This window comes from Hyphomonas jannaschiana VP2 (assembly GCF_000685215.1).
Taxonomy (GTDB): Bacteria; Pseudomonadota; Alphaproteobacteria; order Caulobacterales; family Hyphomonadaceae; genus Hyphomonas; species Hyphomonas jannaschiana.
The window spans coordinates 144,156-161,614 of sequence record NZ_ARYJ01000001.1 but is presented as its reverse complement, the minus strand read 5'-3'; the positions used below and the strand labels follow the sequence as shown (position 1 = coordinate 161,614).

General features: G+C 62.9%; 15 protein-coding genes. 6 read left to right on the top strand and 9 right to left on the bottom strand.

Annotation, left to right across the window (positions count from 1 at the left end; translation table 11 throughout):
* Positions 1-111: 111 nt before the first annotated feature.
* Positions 112-1,311, bottom strand: coding sequence for an acyl-CoA dehydrogenase family protein (locus HJA_RS00740; protein WP_035577016.1), 1,200 nt, complete (start codon positions 1,309-1,311; stop codon positions 112-114).
* Between the two features lie 12 nt (positions 1,312-1,323).
* Complete coding sequence (locus HJA_RS00735) at positions 1,324-2,439, bottom strand: acyl-CoA dehydrogenase family protein (protein ID WP_035577006.1); 1,116 nt, start codon at positions 2,437-2,439, stop codon at positions 1,324-1,326.
* A gap of 193 nt (positions 2,440-2,632) precedes the next feature.
* On the opposite strand from HJA_RS00735, the gene HJA_RS00730 reads away from it, so the two are divergent.
* Positions 2,633-3,208, top strand: a complete 576-nt coding sequence (locus HJA_RS00730) for a hypothetical protein (RefSeq protein ID WP_035577004.1) — start codon at positions 2,633-2,635, stop codon at positions 3,206-3,208.
* Positions 3,209-3,212: 4 nt separating this feature from the next.
* Here the strand turns inward: HJA_RS00730 and HJA_RS00725 are convergent, their stop codons facing one another.
* Positions 3,213-3,569, bottom strand: coding sequence for a VanZ family protein (locus HJA_RS00725; RefSeq protein WP_051597214.1), 357 nt, complete (start codon positions 3,567-3,569; stop codon positions 3,213-3,215).
* 129 nt (positions 3,570-3,698) lie between these two features.
* Between HJA_RS00725 and pepN the strand changes: the two genes are divergently transcribed.
* Together pepN and HJA_RS00715 are read left to right on the top strand one after the other, a co-directional pair.
* Entirely contained in the window at positions 3,699-6,278 is a 2,580-nt protein-coding gene (pepN, locus tag HJA_RS00720; protein WP_035577001.1) for an aminopeptidase N, read from the top strand.
* A gap of 168 nt (positions 6,279-6,446) precedes the next feature.
* The gene (locus HJA_RS00715; protein WP_155839819.1) at positions 6,447-8,777 is read left to right on the top strand and encodes a PAS domain-containing sensor histidine kinase; all 2,331 of its coding nucleotides are present in this window, start codon (positions 6,447-6,449) and stop codon (positions 8,775-8,777) included.
* Here the strand turns inward: HJA_RS00715 and HJA_RS00710 are convergent, their stop codons facing one another.
* The 5 genes from HJA_RS00710 to HJA_RS00690 form a co-directional block, all read right to left on the bottom strand.
* Complete coding sequence (locus tag HJA_RS00710) at positions 8,778-9,383, bottom strand: histidine phosphatase family protein (protein ID WP_035576999.1); 606 nt, start codon at positions 9,381-9,383, stop codon at positions 8,778-8,780.
* Positions 9,384-9,388: 5 nt separating this feature from the next.
* Positions 9,389-10,198 (bottom strand): 3-deoxy-manno-octulosonate cytidylyltransferase family protein, encoded by an 810-nt coding sequence (locus HJA_RS00705; protein ID WP_035576996.1) that lies wholly within the window; start codon positions 10,196-10,198, stop codon positions 9,389-9,391.
* Between the two features lie 5 nt (positions 10,199-10,203).
* Positions 10,204-10,656: a hypothetical protein gene (locus HJA_RS00700; protein ID WP_035576994.1), complete on the bottom strand. Its 453-nt coding sequence runs from the start codon at positions 10,654-10,656 to the stop codon at positions 10,204-10,206.
* A 139-nt stretch (positions 10,657-10,795) separates the two neighbouring features.
* Positions 10,796-12,742, bottom strand: a complete 1,947-nt coding sequence (locus tag HJA_RS00695) for a M56 family metallopeptidase (RefSeq protein WP_035576991.1) — start codon at positions 12,740-12,742, stop codon at positions 10,796-10,798.
* Complete coding sequence (locus tag HJA_RS00690; RefSeq protein ID WP_035577862.1) at positions 12,739-13,101, bottom strand: BlaI/MecI/CopY family transcriptional regulator; 363 nt, start codon at positions 13,099-13,101, stop codon at positions 12,739-12,741. Before HJA_RS00690 ends, HJA_RS00695 begins: the two co-directional genes overlap by 4 nt.
* Before the next feature lie 207 nt (positions 13,102-13,308).
* On the opposite strand from HJA_RS00690, the gene HJA_RS00685 reads away from it, so the two are divergent.
* The 3 genes from HJA_RS00685 (at position 13,309) to HJA_RS00675 (ending at position 16,949) form a co-directional block, all read left to right on the top strand.
* The gene (locus HJA_RS00685) at positions 13,309-14,055 is read left to right on the top strand and encodes a DUF4197 domain-containing protein (RefSeq protein ID WP_081814444.1); all 747 of its coding nucleotides are present in this window, start codon (positions 13,309-13,311) and stop codon (positions 14,053-14,055) included.
* On the top strand, positions 14,055-15,032 hold the full coding sequence (locus HJA_RS00680) for an alpha/beta fold hydrolase (protein ID WP_035576986.1): 978 nt from the start codon (positions 14,055-14,057) through the stop codon (positions 15,030-15,032). The genes HJA_RS00685 and HJA_RS00680 overlap by 1 nt, the downstream gene beginning before the upstream one ends.
* 87 nt (positions 15,033-15,119) lie before the next feature.
* Positions 15,120-16,949 (top strand): SLC13 family permease, encoded by a 1,830-nt coding sequence (locus tag HJA_RS00675; RefSeq protein ID WP_051597212.1) that lies wholly within the window; start codon positions 15,120-15,122, stop codon positions 16,947-16,949.
* On the opposite strand, the gene HJA_RS00670 is transcribed toward HJA_RS00675, so the two are convergent.
* Positions 16,950-17,417: a MarR family winged helix-turn-helix transcriptional regulator gene (locus HJA_RS00670; RefSeq protein ID WP_051597283.1), complete on the bottom strand. Its 468-nt coding sequence runs from the start codon at positions 17,415-17,417 to the stop codon at positions 16,950-16,952.
* Positions 17,418-17,459 lie beyond the last annotated feature (42 nt).

The following is a 17,459-nucleotide window of genomic DNA, read 5'->3' as shown; positions in this document are numbered from 1 at the left end:
AGGCTCCTCCAGAAAGGGGGCAGTCTGCCATAAGTTTTCCGGATCGCCATACGTAAAAGCCCCGGCCAGTTAACCCGGCCGGGGCTTTTGCTGTTTGGTCTGAAGGGCTTGTCAGCCGCTCTTCATCTGGTCGAACGGCAGATCCTTGTCGACGCGGACATCCTGGGGCAGGCCCAGAACGCGCTCTGCGATGATGTTCTTCAGGATCTCGTCCGTCCCGCCAGCGATGCGCAGGCCCGGCGCCCACATGAAGCTCTGCTGGAAGATGGCATCGGCCGGCATCCGGTCGGTCTCGTTGATGATGCCGTAATGGTCCTGCATCTCGATGGCCGAGTTGCAGATGTCCTGCAGATGGTTGGCGGTGATGATCTTGCCGATCGAGTTTTCCGGCCCCGGCGTCTGGCCGCGGGAGAGGGCCGTCTGCGTGCGGAACTTGGTCAGCTTGTAGCCCTGTGCCGCGACATACCAGTCCGCCAGTTTCTCGCGGAAGGCCTGATCGGACAGCGTGCCGTGATCGCGGGCGTATTCCATGATTTCCGCCCAGTCCGGGCCCGGCGAGCCGCCGACAGCAAGACGCTCGTTCATCAGCGTGACGAGCGCGACTTTCCAGCCTGCGCCGACATCGCCGAGACGGTCGGAGTCCGGGATGCGGACGTCGGTGAAGTACACCTCGTTGAACTCACGGCCACCGGAAGCCTGGTGGATCGGGCGGACTTCGACGCCCGGCTGTTTCATGTTCACGATGAACATGGTCAGGCCCTTGTGCTTCGGCACTTTCGGGTCTGTCCGCACGAGGAGGATGCCGAAATCCGAATAGTGGGCGCCGGAGGTCCAGACCTTCTGGCCGTTGATGACCCACTCGTCGCCGTCTTTCACGGCGCGGGTCTTCAGGCCGGCAACGTCAGACCCGGCAGACGGTTCGGAGAAGAGCTGGCACCAGATTTCCTCGCCCATCAGGGCTTTCTGGACATAGCGCTTCTTGTGCTCGTCGGAGCCGAAGGCGATGACGGTCGGCACGCACATGCCGAGGCCGATGGCGAACGGGCCGGTCGGCGCGTCGAATTTCGACTCTTCCTGGCCCCAGATCACGTTCTGCATGGCCGTGCCGCCACGCCCGCCCCACTCTTCGGGCCAGGTGATCTGCGCGAACTTGTTCTCGGCTTTCGTCTTCTGCCAGGCTTTCGCCTTTTCCAGCATGTTCACGCGGTCACGCGAGGCCGGGGCGGAGCCTTTCGGCTTCAGGTGTTTTTCGAGGAAGGCGCGCGCCTCAGCGCGGAAGGCGGCTTCTTCGGGTGTATCGTTGAAGTCCATGATATTTCCTCCTTAGGCGGCGTTCTTTTGCTCGAGCGCGCGCACGAGCTTTTCTTTCCAGACTTTCGGTCCACCGGCCTGAACGGCCAGCAGTTTGGCACGGCGGTAGTAGAGGTGGCAGTCCACCTCCCAGGTGAAGCCCATGCCGCCATGGGTCTGGATGTTCTCTTTCGAAGCATACCAGAAAGCTTCCGATGCGGCGACGCGCGCAGCAGCAGCGGCTTCCGGCATTTCCGGGGCATCGGTCGACAGGGCCCAGGCGCCGTAGAAGCAGTTGGAGCGAGCCACTTCGTTCTTCACATACATCTCGGCCAGTTTGTGCTTGATGGCCTGGTTGCCAGCGATCGGGCGGCCGAAAGCGTAACGCTCCAGCGAGTAGGCCTTCGCCATTTCCAGCGCGCGCGAAGCGCCGCCCAGCTGTTCGAAGGCGAGCAGCACGGCCACCTTGTCCATCAGCTGGTCATTGAGGCTGGCGCCGTCGCCCGCTGCGCCGAGGCGGATGCCCGGCGTCTTGTCAAAGGTGAGCTCGGCATGCCCGCGTGTCGGGTCGAGCGTGGAGAGCGTCTTGCGCGTCACGCCAGCGCCGGAGAGGTCGACCAGCACGAGGCTCGCGCCGGAGCCTTCCTTGGCCAGCACGACGGCATGCGTGGCGATGCCGCCATCGGTGACCGGGATCTTGGTGCCGGAGACGGTCGAACCGTCGAACGTGGTTTTCAGGCTCGCCGGATCCGGGTGGCCTGGGCCTTCGCTCGCGGCGTAGCAGCCGATGATCTCGCCGGCGACGATGCGCGGCAGGATGTCGTTCTTTACCTCATCCGATCCGGCCAGCTTCACCGCTTCGGTGAGGTAGTAAGCTGTGGACGAGAAGGGGACCGGCGCCAGGACGCGGCCCATTTCCTCTGCCAGCACGCACATTTCCAGCATGCCGAGGCCGAGGCCCCCTTGCTCTTCCGGAATGGCGGTGCCCAGCCAGCCCATTTCGGCGATCTTCTTCCAGAGCGCTTCCGAATAGGCTTTGTCGTCATCGTTCAATACCTCGCGCACCACCGGAATGGCGCTCTCGGCTTCGAGGAATTTCCGCGCCTCGCCGGCGAGGAATTTCTGGTCTTCCGAAAAGTCGAAGTTCATGAGTTGATGGCCTCCCTTCGCCCATTATACGGGCGTGATTACGTTTCTGGATTGGAAAATAGCGTGCTTTACGTGCACGGAAAGCCGTGACCCGGCGGAAGGCTGCCGCAAGGTTTTCTGTAAAAATTACCAGGCTGGCTTCACCGCGCCGAAAGCAGGCGGTGTCAGGCTCGATTCCCGGAGGAGTGTCTGAATGGCCAAAGCGCATTTTCACAAGATGCAGCGTGTCTACGTCAAACCCGTCGGCACCTGGGCGCTGGTCGAACAGGTGATCCCGCATTGGGTGAAGGATGTCGCCGAGCCGCTGAAGGTCACTTATGAGTGTGGTCTCGGCCGCCAGTTCCAGGCGCATGAACTTGTCTCTGAGCAGGTCATGCATGAGGAGGAACACGCCGAGCCCGGTGATGACCTGCTGCTGGAACACTGGCGCATCGGCCGGCGATCGACCAAATGGCGCACCGCCATGGGCCATCATTCCGGCGACAATCTCGGCACGTTTCCGGTGATCCTCACCGATGAGGCAGATACTGGCGGCTGGCGCGTCAATCCGGTGGATTTCGACCGCGACCCGCAACGGGTCGAACACCAGGCCCGGATGATCGTACAGACGCCCGCATTGTTGCAGATTGCCCGCCGGGTTGCGGAGATCGCTGCCGAAAATCCGGACTCCCTGCCGGAAGACCTGTTGCCGGTGGCCAAACAGTGCGCGTCCATCCTGCGCTATGTCTACCAGCTGAACGACGCGCCGGACACAGTTGCCGCCGAATAGGCGTTCAGCGCCGGAGGACCAGCGCGAGGCTCGTGCCCAGTCCGGCCCCAAGAATATTCGCGGCTTCGTCGAGCAGGGAGAATTCCCGGCCCGTCGGCGCCAGCCCCTGAGCCACTTCCATCAGGGCGCCATAAATAATTGTAATGAGAAAAGCCCGGACAGCGCGGCCCGGCCCGAGCGCGAGCGTCAGGGCGCCGCCAAGGCAGCCATAGGCGATGAAGTGTTTCAGCTTGTCGGAGCCTTCGACCGGCGGCAGATCGCCCGAGGGAACCAGTGACAGCACCGCGATCGCGAGCATCAGCACGAGCACTGCGGCGCCAGCTGTACGCCGCGCTGCGGCTGACCGGAAAAAGCGGGTCATCGGAATCTGCTCCCTTTATGGCCGCAAGCCGTCAGCGCCAGCCGGATGGCTGACAGCCTTCCGGCCCTCGACGCGCGTCCTTGCATTTCCTATGTCCGTTGGAGCGATTGCCAAGACCCCGGAGCCATTATGCGAACCGAAACCCCCGTTTCTGTGCAACTTTCCGATTACAAACCCTATCCGTTCGAAATCGAGCAGGTGAACCTGCGCTTCGATCTCGATCCGGATGCGACGAAAGTCCGTTCCGAATTGAAAGTGCGCCGCACCGGCGGGGCAGGCGATGCCCTGGTGCTGGACGGGGAGGGGCTGACGCTCCGGTCGATCTCGATTGACGGCCAGGCGCTCGACGCCAGCTGTTACGAACAGACCGACAAGGCCCTCATCATCGCATCGGTGCCGGATGCTTTCACGCTGGTCACGGAAGTGGAAATCGCGCCGTCGCAGAACACGGCGCTGTCCGGGCTGTACATGTCGGGTGGGCGTTTCTGTACCCAGTGCGAGTCGACCGGCTTCCGCCGCATTACTTTCTATCCCGACCGGCCGGACGTGATGAGCGCCTTCCATGTCTGGATGGCCGCCGACAAGGCAACTTATCCGATCCTCCTCTCGAACGGCACGCCGGGTGAGACCGGAGAGCTGGACGATGGCCGCCACTACGCCGTTTGGGACGATCCGCACAAGAAACCGTCTTACCTCTTCGCGCTCTGCGCCGGGGATTATGACGTCTACCGCGACAGCTTCACCACGATGAATGGCGACGAGATCGCGCTCGCCATCCATGTCGACAAGGGTGACGCTGAACGCGCCGCCTGGGCGATGGACAGCCTCAAGCGCTCCATGACCTGGGACGAGCAGACCTATGGCCGCGCCTATGACCTCGGCGTGTTCAATATCGTGGCTGTGCGCGACTTCAATTTCGGCGCCATGGAAAACAAGGGCCTCAACGTCTTCAACTCCGCCTATGTGCTGGCCGACGAGGCGACGGCGACGGATGCAGATTTCGAAGCCATTGAGAGCATTGTCGCTCACGAATATTTCCACAACTGGACCGGCAACCGCATCACCTGCCGCGACTGGTTCCAGCTCTGCCTGAAGGAAGGCCTGACAGTCTTCCGTGACCAGAACTTCTCCGCCGACATGCGTTCACGCCCGGTGCAGCGCATCAAGGATGTCATCCGCCTGCGTGCCCGCCAGTTCGCGGAAGATGCCGGGCCGCTGGCACACTCCGTGCGGCCGGATCATTACGGCTCCATCGACAATCTCTACACCGCGACCGTCTATGAAAAGGGCGCGGAACTGATCGGCATGCTGCGCCGGATGATCGGCGAAGAGCTGTACCGCAAAGGCATGGACCTCTATTTCGAGCGCCATGACGGGCAGGCCGTGACGATCGAGGATTTCTACAAATGCTTCGAAGATGTCACCGGCGAGGACTTCACCCAGTTCCGCCTCTGGTATGCCCAGGCCGGGACACCGGAAGTGACGGTCGAGGAAAACTGGAAGCCGGAAACGCATGAGATCGAGATCACGCTGAAGCAGAAGACGCCGGCGACCCCCGGGCAGCCGGTGAAAAAACCGGTGCCGATCCCGCTGGAAATGGCACTACTGGATGAAGAGGGTAACCTCGCCGAGTGGACGACCATTCTGGAAGACGAGGATGTGACCCTCACCATGGAAATGCCGGACACGGTGACTGAGCCGCCGCTCGTCTCCGTGAACCGTGACTTCACGGCGCCGATCCGCCTGAACCGGTCTCTCACGCGTGAGCAGCGCCTCGCCATGGTCCGTATGGAGACAGACCCGTTCAATCAGTGGGATGCCGTCCAGACGCTGGTGAAGGCTGAGATTCTTGCTCTCTCCGAAGGCAGCCAGGCTGAGCCGGATGATGCGCTCGTCACTGCGCTTGCCGGCGCTGTTGAGCAGGCCGTTGACGACCCGGCCTTTGCGGCGCTGCTGACGCGCTTGCCGGAAGTGGGCGAGATGTTCCTGGAGCGTCAGCCGGCTGATGCCGTTGCGCTGAATGCGGCCCGGAAAAAGCTGCAATCCGCCCTGGCGGCAAAGCTCTCCGGCTTCAGTGCTGAGACCCTTGGCAAGCCGACACCTGCGCCCTTCGATCCGGGGGCTGAGCAGGCCGGTATCCGCGCGCTGCGCACGGCGATGATCGTGCTGCTGGGCGTGTCGCCCGATGCAGGCGCTGCCGACACACTGCGCGGTCTCTACGACAATGCCACCAACATGACCGAACGGCTCGCGGCCCTGCGCGCCTATACGGTGCAGAAGGGCGGCAAGGCGAATGAGGCTCTTGCTGATTTCGAGGCGACCTGGAAGGACAATCCGCTCGTCATGGACAAATGGTTCGCCCTGCAGGCCACCACGGGCGATGCCGAAACGATCAAGACGCTGGCGGCCCATCCGGCCTTCGACCTGCGCAACCCGAACCGGGTTCGCTCTGTTGTGGCCGCCTTCACGATGCAGAACCTTGCCGCGTTCCACGCGCCGGACGGGTCTGGTTATCAGGCGGTGGAGGAGATCATTCTCAAGGCCGACAAGGCGAACCCGGCGCTGGGGGCCCGGTTGCTGACGGCGTTCGAACAGTGGCGCATCCTGGAACCGCAGGCGAAAGCAGCGGCGGAAGCCACGCTGAAACGGCTCCAGTCGGCCGGTCTCTCTTCCAATGCGGCGGACATTGTTGCCCGCGCGCTCGGTTAAGGCCGCGCGTTAACGAAACTTTGAGATTTGTTAACGCTCGGGCAATGATTCCGGCGGACAAGGAGATTCGTGCGAGTATCGCCCGTCTTGCGGGCATGGGATCGTCCTTTGGCAGAAGCGGATAAAAAATCCCAAATAAATCAAGCTTCAGACCCGGTGTCTGATGTCGTGTCCTCGCGCCTGAAATGGACCGTCGCCGGAACGATCGTGCTGCTGGCAGCCGCCATGGGCCTGAAAGCCTGGGATGAGCACCAGCGGGCCGACGCCAATCTGCTGCTGACGCTGCAGGCAGAGGCCGAAGCACTGGCCGGCCGGGTCGGCGGACGGGCCGATACGGTGGAAACCGCCATCCGCCTCGTGACCGACAATCATGCGTCGCGCTCGGCCATCGCCGCCGCGACCCCGGGCGTCGATGCAGTCATGACGCTGGCAGATGCCAAACAGGCGCCTGAAGGCAGCCGGCTCGACGCCGCGGCCACGGTGGCGGAGACCCTGATGCAGACCAAGCAGCGGGCGGGGCTCTCCGAACTTGGCGATGTCGTTCTTGTGTCGGGCAGCGGGAGCCAGGCGGTGATCGCGCTGGCGCCGGCGGGCACATGGCTGCCGGTGATGTCAAACGGCCGGGAAGTGTCGCTCGTCTCGGGCGGGCTCCGCGTTGTGGCTGGCGACCCGGCGCCGCGTCCGGCAAACGGTTTGCGGCCGATCCGGCAGGCGCGCTTCGAGAAAGGGCAGGGCCTTCAGCGTTCCGCACTTGCCTGCAGCGACATCGCGGGCGGCGGGATTGCCGTCTGCAGCACGACACGTGCCGATGTGTTCACGCGTGATGATTTGGTCAGCCTTCTGATCTTTGCCCTGCTTCTGGCCGCGCCGGTTCTGGCGATCACCGGGCTTCTGGGCCGCCTGTCGAAGAAGCAGGCAGACACATTCGTCGAAGCGGCCCGTGACGAACAGGCTGACCGGATCATGGCGACCGTCATGCGCAGCGCGCGTGCGGGTTATTGGGAGTGGACGCCGGAACAAACGTCGATCTTCCTGTCCGAGGCCTCCAGCGAGATGCTGGACCTTGAGGGAATGCGGACCGTCTCGCTTGGTACGTTTCTCAAACAGGTTCACCCGGAACATCAGGCCCGCGTGCGCCAGGCGATTGAGAAGTCGCGCGAGATCGGATGGCTGCAGGTGGCTTTCGTGCTGGCAAAGCCGCCGCTGCGCTGGATCGAGATGCGCGGTTCGGGATCTGACACCGAAGACGGCAAGCTGTTCGGCGGGATCCTCCTCGACATCTCGGACCGCAAGCAGGCCGAAGACCGGGTCAAGGCTGCCGAACGGCGCCTGCGCAGCGCATTGGAAGGCTTCAACGGCCCCTTCGCTCTGTGGGATCACCGCAAACGCCTCCTGTACTGGAACCGCGCTTTCGCCACCGATTTCGGCCTGACTGACACACTGCGCACCGGTATGACGCATGAAACGGTGACCATCGCCCGTTCCGGCGCGATCCGGGCCGAACGTCCGTCAGCAGACGACAATCAGTCTACCCTGATCGGTTTGCAGGGCGGACGCTGGCTGAAACTGGTGGAGCGGCCATCCCCGGATGGCGGCCTGATCACGATCGGCATCGATGTGACCGAGAATATCGGCATCGAGGAAGAGCTGCGCCGGCAGAAAGAGCGTATGCGCAAGACGATGCTGGACCTCGAACGCTCGGAAGGCCGGGCCGGCGAGCTGGCCCGCAAGCTGACGGAAGAGAAGTCGCGCGCAGAAAATGCCGCGAACTCCAAGTCCGCCTTCCTGGCAAATATGAGCCATGAGCTGCGCACGCCGCTGAATGCGATCAACGGCTTCTCGGAAATCCTGGCGCACGAACTTTACGGACCGCTCGGCGATCCGCGCTACAAGGGCTATGCGCAGGACATCCTCGCCTCCGGCCAGCATCTGCTGGACATGATCAACGACATTCTCGACATGGCGAAGATCGAGGCCGGCAAGATGACGATCAACCCGCAGCCAATCGACCCGGTCGATCCGGTGGACGCGGCCGTGCGGATGATCCGGCGCAAGGCATCCGACAAGGACATCGAAGTCGTGCTGGACGTCCAGCCGGGCCTGCCCGAGATCGATGCAGACCATCGCGCCATCCGCCAGATGGTGCTGAACCTCGTGTCGAATGCGATCAAGTTCACCAATGCGGGGGGCAAGATCACGGTCGCCGTGCAGCAATACGGGCCGGACATCAAAGTATCGGTCACCGACACGGGCATCGGTATTCCGGCGGCTGACCTGCCGCGCCTTTCACGGCCGTTTGAACAGGCCGCTGGCTCGCATGACCGGAATTATGAGGGAACCGGGCTCGGCCTCGCCCTGACCAAATCCTTCGCCGAGATGCATGGCGGTGAACTCATCCTGTCGTCCATCGAAGGCGAGGGGACGACGGTTTCCTTCACCCTGCCGATTGCCGGCCCGGGTGAAGCGGAAGACGAAAGCGACGACCGCGACGCGGCCTGATCAAGCCGGTGGCCTCTGGTTCCAGGCAACGATCCGTGTACCCGTATTGCACTGGACCTCTCCCCACGCACCAGTTTTGAGCTTCGGCTGAAGGCCGGTCGGCACTGCGTCCACGACATCCGGCAGAAAACGGGCGACGCCATTGCTGGTGACGACGAGGATCGTCTGATCGGCGGGCAGGCGGGAGGTGTCAGCCAGCAGGGCTTTCCAGCCGGAATGAATGGCGGGTTTGTCGACGATCCAGCCTTGCGGCACGCGGCTGTCTTCTTCCCAGGCACGCATGGCATCTTGCCCGATACGGGCGAGGACCTTTTCCTCGGCAACGTTCTCATCCGGGCCGTAATCGATCTCGGTCAGGAAGGGCAGGGTTGCAAGTTCCGGACTGTCCGGCCGGGCGCTGAGAATGGCGATGGCGGTTTGCCGGGTTCGCTGCAGGGTGGAGCAATAGGCGGCGTGGAAAGATGTGTCCGCGAAATGGCGGCCCAGCGCGTCGGCCTGTGCCTGTCCGGACGTGGAGAGCGGCAGGTCCGTGCGGCCGCCGACGCGGGTGACCACGTCGCCCTTGTCGAATGTGTTACCGTGACGGCAGACAATGATCCGTCCCATGAGAATCAGGCCTCTAGCGGGTCGCCATACTCGGCGACAAGGCGTTCGGCGAGCGCGACATCTTCGGCGGTGTCGATTCCGGGTATGGCGATCTGGCCGGGCTCGACTTCAACACACTGGATGCTCATCCCGTTTTCAAGCAGGCGCAGCTGTTCCAGGCCTTCCAGCTGTTCGTAGCGTCCTTCCGGCAGGCTGACATAACGGCGCAGGGAGGCCAGCCGATAGGCATAGAGGCCGATATGCCGGCAGACGGGCGAGAGCCCGCCCTTTTCTCGCAGGGCTGCTTCCTTGCGCATCGCAGGGATCAGGTTTTTCGAAAACCACAGCGCGCGGCCGGCCTCATCATGCACAAGGGTCGTGCCGGAGAAGGGGGTTTCGGCCTTGTGTTTGCGGAACGCATCCAGGGCGTCCCAGGTCAGGCGGACATAGGGCGTGGCCGCGTCTGCGCCGGAGTCGCGCGCCGCCCTGGCGACCGCGATCACGTGGGCGGGCGGTGTGAAGGGGGAGTCGCCCTGAAGGTTCACGACGATTTCCGGCTCCGCGCCCATCGCGGTAGCGGCAGCCAGTGCGCGGTCTGTACCGGACGGCAGGTCCGGATCGGTCATGACAACCGGGATGCCGAGGTCCTGGCAATGTGTCTCTATGCGCGCATCGTCTGTCGCGACGACGTGCCGGGCATTGCCAAGCGCTTCTGCCGCCTGTGCCGCCATCGCCGCGACGCGGGAGACCATGGTGCGTCCGGCGATCATGACCAGTGGTTTGCCGGGAAGGCGCGTAGATGCGTAACGCGCGGGAACAACAATCAGTGTTTGCATGTTACTCAGCCCTCATGATGCCCATCCAGATCGAATGTGCCGTCACGCATTTCCGTCATTACACCAATGAACGGGATGATCCAGCTGATTGCTTCGTCGCTGACGCCCTCATCCTGCAGGAAGGACGTGAGAGCCGGGACGAATTCCTCGCTGCGGCCGCATTGTTGAAGTGCGGCTTCCAGTTCCGGCAGGACGATGTTGTTGAAGGAGTCTGCGAAGGTCTGAATTCTGTCCGACTTCCGGGCGAGCGATATGGCGACCATCGGGTCCACATCACCGTCTTCGCGGGAGAGTTTGCGGAAGTCATTGATCAGGCCGCGGTTTTCGGATGCGAACTTCTTCAGGGTCTTGTCTGTCTTGTAATCGATCCACTCCGCCGAGCAGGGGGGCGGTTCCACCGTTGCACAAGCCGCAAGCGGCAGGAGCAACAGGGTCAGGGCGGTCAGGCGCGGTGTCATGCAGGGGCTCCGGCTGGGGGACGAATTCGCCTGCACCCTAGAGAGGCTTGGCAGGCCTGCAAAGCCTTCCGGTTCAGACAAAAAAAGCCCCGGCGGGATGTCGCCGGGGCAGTGTCTTTTCAGTTGCGGTGCGGCGGGCTTAGTTCTCACCGCCATCGAGGGCGCCATCCGGGTGGACTTGTTCGCGGAAGGATTCCTTCTCCACATCGCACAGGGCTTTGCTCGAATTGATGACAGCCAGTGTCTTCGCTGAGCGCAGGGCGTCCTCATTCCCCTTCACGCAGGCGATCTTGACCGTTTTCTCGCCATCGCCGAGGTCGATCGTCCGGCTCATCACCTTCGTCTCGCCATCGGAGAGGCTGGCATCGCGGCATTCTGCGACCAGATCGTCCAGCGCGGCTGAGGTCTCGCCGATGCGCAATTCGAAGTCTTTGCCAAACTTTTCGTCGATCAGGGCTTCAAGCTTGATGGATTTCTCTTCCAGGCGGGTTTCCAGTTCGGTGGTTATCCGTGCCAGTTCCGGTTCGAGGCCGGCATGCATGTCTTCGACCTCGGCTTCATAGGCGGCGGCCCAGGACTCGGCGCGGGCGCCAAACTTCTCGCCCCATTCGCCCCATTTGCGGCCCCATTCCTCCCAGTCTTCTTCAGACATCTCGCCTTCAAAGCGGACTTCGACGCCATCATTGAAGTCCATGACGACCGGCAGTTCGTTCAGCTCTGCCATCAGAGCCTGGAACTCTGCGTCGTCTTCCAGGGCGAGCGTGATCCCGGGAAGGTTGGAGGTGATTTTCGCCGTGATCTGGCTGATCTGCTTGCCATCCTCGGCCATTTCCTGAGACAGCCGGTCGATCTCCGCCGTCACTTCGGGGCCGGGCTCAATTCCCTCGAAGGGTTCGCCGAGCACAATGATGCGGCGATCGGGGATCAGTTCGCCATTCAGGTAGACGGTTCCGTTCTCGATGCGCAGCTCGCGGTGTTCACGTTCACCAGCATTGGCAGGGACCGAGGACGTGGCGATCAGGGCAGCGGCACCGATCACGGCGGTGGCGGCTCCACCGGCGAGGCGCCGTGTGCGGGTCGGGACAGGGTGGGTCATGCGGCTGAGGCGCTCCTTCAGGGCGTGGGTCAGAGGCAGGCTGGCCGCTGCCGGCGGCCGTTCCTGCGCGGCGGACTTCACGGCCTTGATGAGCGTTGCCCCATAGGCATGCGGCGAGGCGGTGCCGGTTTTCAGGACGTCGGCGTCGCAGGCGGCTTCCTGGTCCGTACGGAAGGCACGGTAGGCATAGTAGGCCAGCGGATTGAACCACATGCAGGCGATGAAGATTTCGGCCAGTTGCAGGGCCCAGAGGTCGCCGCGGCGGACATGGGTCAGCTCGTGGGCCAGGGCGGCGCGTTGCTGGGTGTCGTCATAGTCCGTCTCGAACCAGGCCGGCAGCAGGACCACCGGGCGGGCGAGGCCGGTCACCAGCGGGCCGGACGAGATGAAGCTGGAAGCGACCACGGGTAGCCGCTTCAGGCCGGCCTGCGCGCCGACCTGACGGGCGATGTGCTGCAGGCGGGGGGAGACGTTCACGGCTTCGCGCTTCACGGTCTGCATGAAAACATGCTGGCGCCACAGGCTGAGCCCGAAGACGAAAAGCGCCCCGCCTGCCCAGACAATAAAGAGGCCTGGCAGCAGCATGGCGGACAGCGTGTCCATCAGGGGCTGGGGTGAGGCAAGGCCGTCCACAAGTGCGGTGTCCGGTAGGGGTGCCGGCGGCACGGCGGCCGGGGCAGACGGGGAAGCTGTGAAGGTCGTCGCCATGGCTTCCGAAGCGGCTGTCACAGTCAGCGCCGCGGCGGGCTCTGCGGCCTCGGCGGAGCCGGACTTCGGCAGGCGCAGCAGCGGCATCAGCGAAACAGGCATTTGCAGCGGCGGCAGGACAAGGCGGGCCAGTGGAAGTGCCCAAAGCGCATAGGCTGTACCGGCCCCGAAATGCTTCGCGACGGGGCGGCGCGCCACCAGAACCAAGGCGATCAGGACGGAAACCGCCAGGACCGTCTGCACGGCAGATGTCGCGTCAGGAAAAATCGTTGCGGCGTTCATTTCTTCAGATCCCCCAGCAGGCGTTCCAGTTCCTCAATGTCTTCCGGTGTCAGGCCGCGCGTATCCGCCAGGTGCGCAACGAGAGGGGCGGCGCGGCCGGAGAAGACCCGGTCGACAAACTGGCCGGCGGCCTTGGCCTTGTAGGCCCCCTCTTCAATGACCGGATAATAGAGATAGCGGCGGCCATCCTCTTCCGTCCGGAGCGCGCCTTTCTCGACCAGGCGGGCCAGCAGCGTTTTCACGGTGCGGCTGGTCCAATCTTTCTCGTCGCCCAGCGAATCGTGGACGTCCGATGCGGCGAGGCCGGGCGTCTGCCACAACACGCTCATCACATCGAGTTCGGCGGCTGAGATCTTCATCTGCGGACTCCCCGGAAAGACTACAAGCGTGGTCATAAGCTATGACTACAAGCGTGGTCAATGAGAATTTCCGCACTGCCGCGTGACAAGTTCGTAAGGTCAGGCTTTGATGCATCCTGTCTGCGGGCGCGGCTTCATTTCCGGCAAACGCTCCTGTAGGACAGACAGAGGGTTCCGGGGCAGGGGCCAGAGTGAGGGTAAAAACAGATGAACCGAGGGATGCTGGGAGCGCTGGCACTTGCGCTTCTCACGGCAGGGTGTGCTGAAACAGGCACCAGCGGAGAGTTCGGCCGCGTTCTGGGAGAGGTCCTTGGTTCCACCACGACGCCTGCTTCACAGGGGACGCTCACGATCGCGGAAATCGATGCGGGTCTGCGCGAAGCGCTCACCGTCGGGACCAATCTTGTCGCCAATCAGCTGGGCCAGACGAATGGCTATTATGGCGATCCGAAAATCCGTATCCCGCTGCCGCAGACTTACCGTACCCTCCAGACAAACCTGGCGAAGGTTGGCGCGAGCCAGCCGCTGGACGATCTGGAATTACGCATGAACCGTGCCGCCGAATCGGCCGTGCCGGAAGCGCAGGCTCTGGTCCTCGGTGCGATCCGCAACATGACCATCACGGACGCGCTCAACATCCTGAACGGCGGCGACACGGCTGCGACCGATTATCTCCGGTCAAAGACGGAAACCCAGCTGCGGGCGGCCTTCACGCCTTACGCCCGGGAGGCCCTGTCCAAGTCAGGCGCTTTTACAGCAATGGAAAATGTCGCCTCGCAGTATGGAGCGGGTGGCATCACCTCCAGCCTGCAGGCGGACCTGACCGCGCACGCGGTTGATTACGGCCTGGACGGCATATTCCTCTATGTGGCGGAGGAAGAGAAGAAGATCCGGGAAAACCCGGTTGCGCGGAGCACGGAATTGCTGCGCCGCGTGTTCGGGAATCGCGGCTGATGCGTCGATTTGCAACTGAGATGAAAGCCGGTGGAGAGCTGGCGGGTATCGAATTCGGCGATCCGATCAAACCGTTCGCCGCGGTGTGGATCCACGCCACAGGCTTTAACGCCATGACCTACCAGTCGATGCTGGCCCCGCTTGGCCTGCGCCAGCGTGTTGCCGCGCTCGACATGCGCGGGCATGGCCGGTCGACCATGCCGGCAAAGCCTGGCCGGATGAAATCCTGGCACCGCTACCGCGACGATGTGATCGAGTGGCTGGAAAAGGAAGCGCCGAACGGCGTCGTCCTGAGCGGGCATTCCATGGGCGCGACCGTGGCCCTGCTGGTGGCGGGCAAGCGGCCTGATCTGGTCAAAGGGCTGGTTCTGGCCGATCCGGTGATCATGCCGCGCGTCTATTATTTCTGGAAACATATATTCCCGCCGGTCACCTGGATCGCCAACCGTAACACGCTTGCGCGCGGCGCGAAGAAACGCCGGGCCGAATTCCCGGCCTTCCGCGAGGCGCTGGAATCCTATACCGGCCGCGGCGCGTTTGCGTCCTGGCGAGAGCCTTTCCTGGCCGACTACCTGCTGGATGGCATTGACCGGGTGGACCATAATTCCGCGCAAAGCGAAGACCAGACCTGGCGGCTGACCTGCGATCCGAAATGGGAGTCGGCGACGTTCTCGGCCCAGCGCAACCAGCCCTGGCGCGCCCTGAGAAAGGTACGCAAGCACAAGATCCCGATCATCGTGCTGCGTCCGAACCGCTCATCCGTGATCACGCCAAAGGTCCGGGCACAGATTATCCTGATGAATCAGGCGCTGATGATGAAAGGCGTGCGCGGCACGTCGCACTTCCTGCCCATGGAGGCACCTTATGAAGTGCGTGACGCGCTATCCGCCTTCATCGCGCGGCTGGTGGAACGCTTCACACTGGAAGAAGACTCTGATGTTTCACGCTCCCTGAGTGTCCGCCGCCGCAGGGCCTGAGAAACTTATTTCTGCATTGATTTCAGCTGATTGTTCCCGGGTGATCCGGTAAAGTAGAGCTGTGCGGGTTTGGTGAGGCTACGTGCAATGCTTGCGTCTGTTCTGGAGTTGCTGACATCACAACCTGTCCAGATCGGCTTTGTGCTGGTCCTGGTGGCCGTGGTGTTCTTTGGCTTTGTCCGGGAGAAGCTGCCAGCGGATGTTGTCGCGCTGATGGCGCTGGGCGCGGTCATGGCCGCGCAGATCCTCACGGTGAAGGAAGTCCTGACCGTCTTTTCGAATCCGGCCCCGATCACGATCGGCGCCATGTTCGTACTGTCAGCAGCCCTGGAGCGGACAGGGGTCATCGGCGCTGCGGGGCGGGGTATATCCCAGCTTTCCCGCCATGTGACACCCCTGATCGCGATCGTCGTCATGATGCTGGGCGTGATCATCCTCTCAGCCTTTATCAACAACACGCCGGTTGTCGTGATCCTTATCCCGGTCGCGATCCAGCTCGCACGGACAATTAATATTGCGCCGTCCAGATTGCTGATCCCGCTCTCATTCGCATCGATCTTCGGAGGCACGACAACGCTGATTGGGACATCGACGAACATCCTGGTCGACGGTGTCGCACAGGATGGGGGGCTCGCCCCGTTCGGCATGTTCGAGATCACCGGCGCAGGCGCGATCATGGCGCTGGCCGGGGCAGCTTATATGGCAATTGCCGGGCCTTTTCTTCTGCCCGTCCGGGAATCGCTTGCGGGATTGTTGCCGGATGCGACACGGCGGCGCTTTATCGCGCAGATCCTGATCCCGATCGATTCCGAACTGGTGGGGCGCACGCTTGCCGAGACGGGGTTCACAGCCGCCAAGGGCTTCAGCGTCATTGACGTGTTTCGCGAAGGGCTTTCCCTGCGGGCCGATCTCAAATCCATCGTGCTCCAGCCGGGGGACCGGATCGTATTGCGCTCACCGGTTTCGGAGATGCTGACGCTCAAGGAAGCGGGAAATGTCGCCATCGGCGCGGCGGCGGACAAGCGCCCGGCCTTCGAACCGATCCAGACAAGCGAAACCGTCATTGTGGAAGGTGTGATCGGGCCACAATCGCGTCTCGTCGGCCGGCGCCTGACGGGCCTCGGCCTTGCGCGTCTATATGGTGTGTACGTGCTGGCCATCCACCGGCGCGGAGAGAACCTGACCCAGAAAATGGAAGACCTGCGGTTCGAGGTCGCCGACACGGTGCTTCTGGAAGGCCCGCCACGCGGCATGCGTGCCATGTTCGATGATGGCATGCTGAACAATCTGACCGAGTCTGCGGACCGCGCCATTCGGCGTGACAAGGCGCCGGTTGCCGTTGCCGCTGTGCTTCTGGTCATGGTGCTGGCAGCACTGGGTGTGTTCCCCATTGCGGGACTGGCCCTGATGGCCGCGACCCTGGTGGTCGCGCTGGGCTGTCTCAATCATCAGGAAGCCTACCAGGCCATTCGCTGGGACATCCTGATGCTCATTTTCGGCATGCTGGCGCTTGGGGCCGCGATGGAAAAGACGGGCGCTGCCAGCTTGCTGGTCGGCCAGCTTTCCATCCTGACAGGCGGGCTTGGCCCAAGGGCGACGCTGGCCATTGTGTATCTGTCAGCGATGATCCTGACCGAGATCATGAGCAATAATGCGACGGCGATCCTGCTGACGCCGATTGCGATCGGGATCGGTCATTCGCTCGGCATCGATCCGCGGCCATTTGTAGTCGCGATCATGTTTGCGGCCAGTGCCAGTTTTGCGACGCCGATCGGATACCAGACCAACACGCTGGTCTATACGGCGGGCGGGTACAAGTTTGCAGATTTCCTGAAGATCGGTCTGCCGCTGAACCTGGTCATGTTCCTGGTAGGGATGTGGGTGATTCCGATATTCTGGCCGTTGGAGCCTGTTTGATCACCAGAGCGGACGGTCAGGAGAGGCGGACCCGGCCAGTTTCTCCATGAGGCGGGTCAGCTCCACGCGCTCTTCCGGTGTGAGGACGGCTTCCAGTGCCTGTTCCTCGGCAATCGCCATCGGTACGATCTCGTCATACACCGACGTTCCGGCAGGCGTGAGATAGAGTTTGGACCGGCGGCCGTCTTCTTCCGAGGATTTGCGTTCCAGGTACCCGACTTCGATCAGGCCCGCGACGGCGCGGCTGACGGCCACCTTGTCCATCGCCGTGCGCTGGCCGATCTCGGTGGCGCTGATGCCCGGCGCATCGCCCGTGACAGCCATGACGCGCCATTGCCAGATCGTCAGCCCGAACTCGCGATCATAAAGCTCCGCGATACGGCGCGAGATCGTGTTGGACAGGACGGACAGACGATAGGGCAGGAATTCGCGCAGGCGAAGCTGCGGGGTCCGGGAGGGATCGGGCATGGCGGGTCCATTCATACTTGCCTTGAAGGCCATAAATAGTTA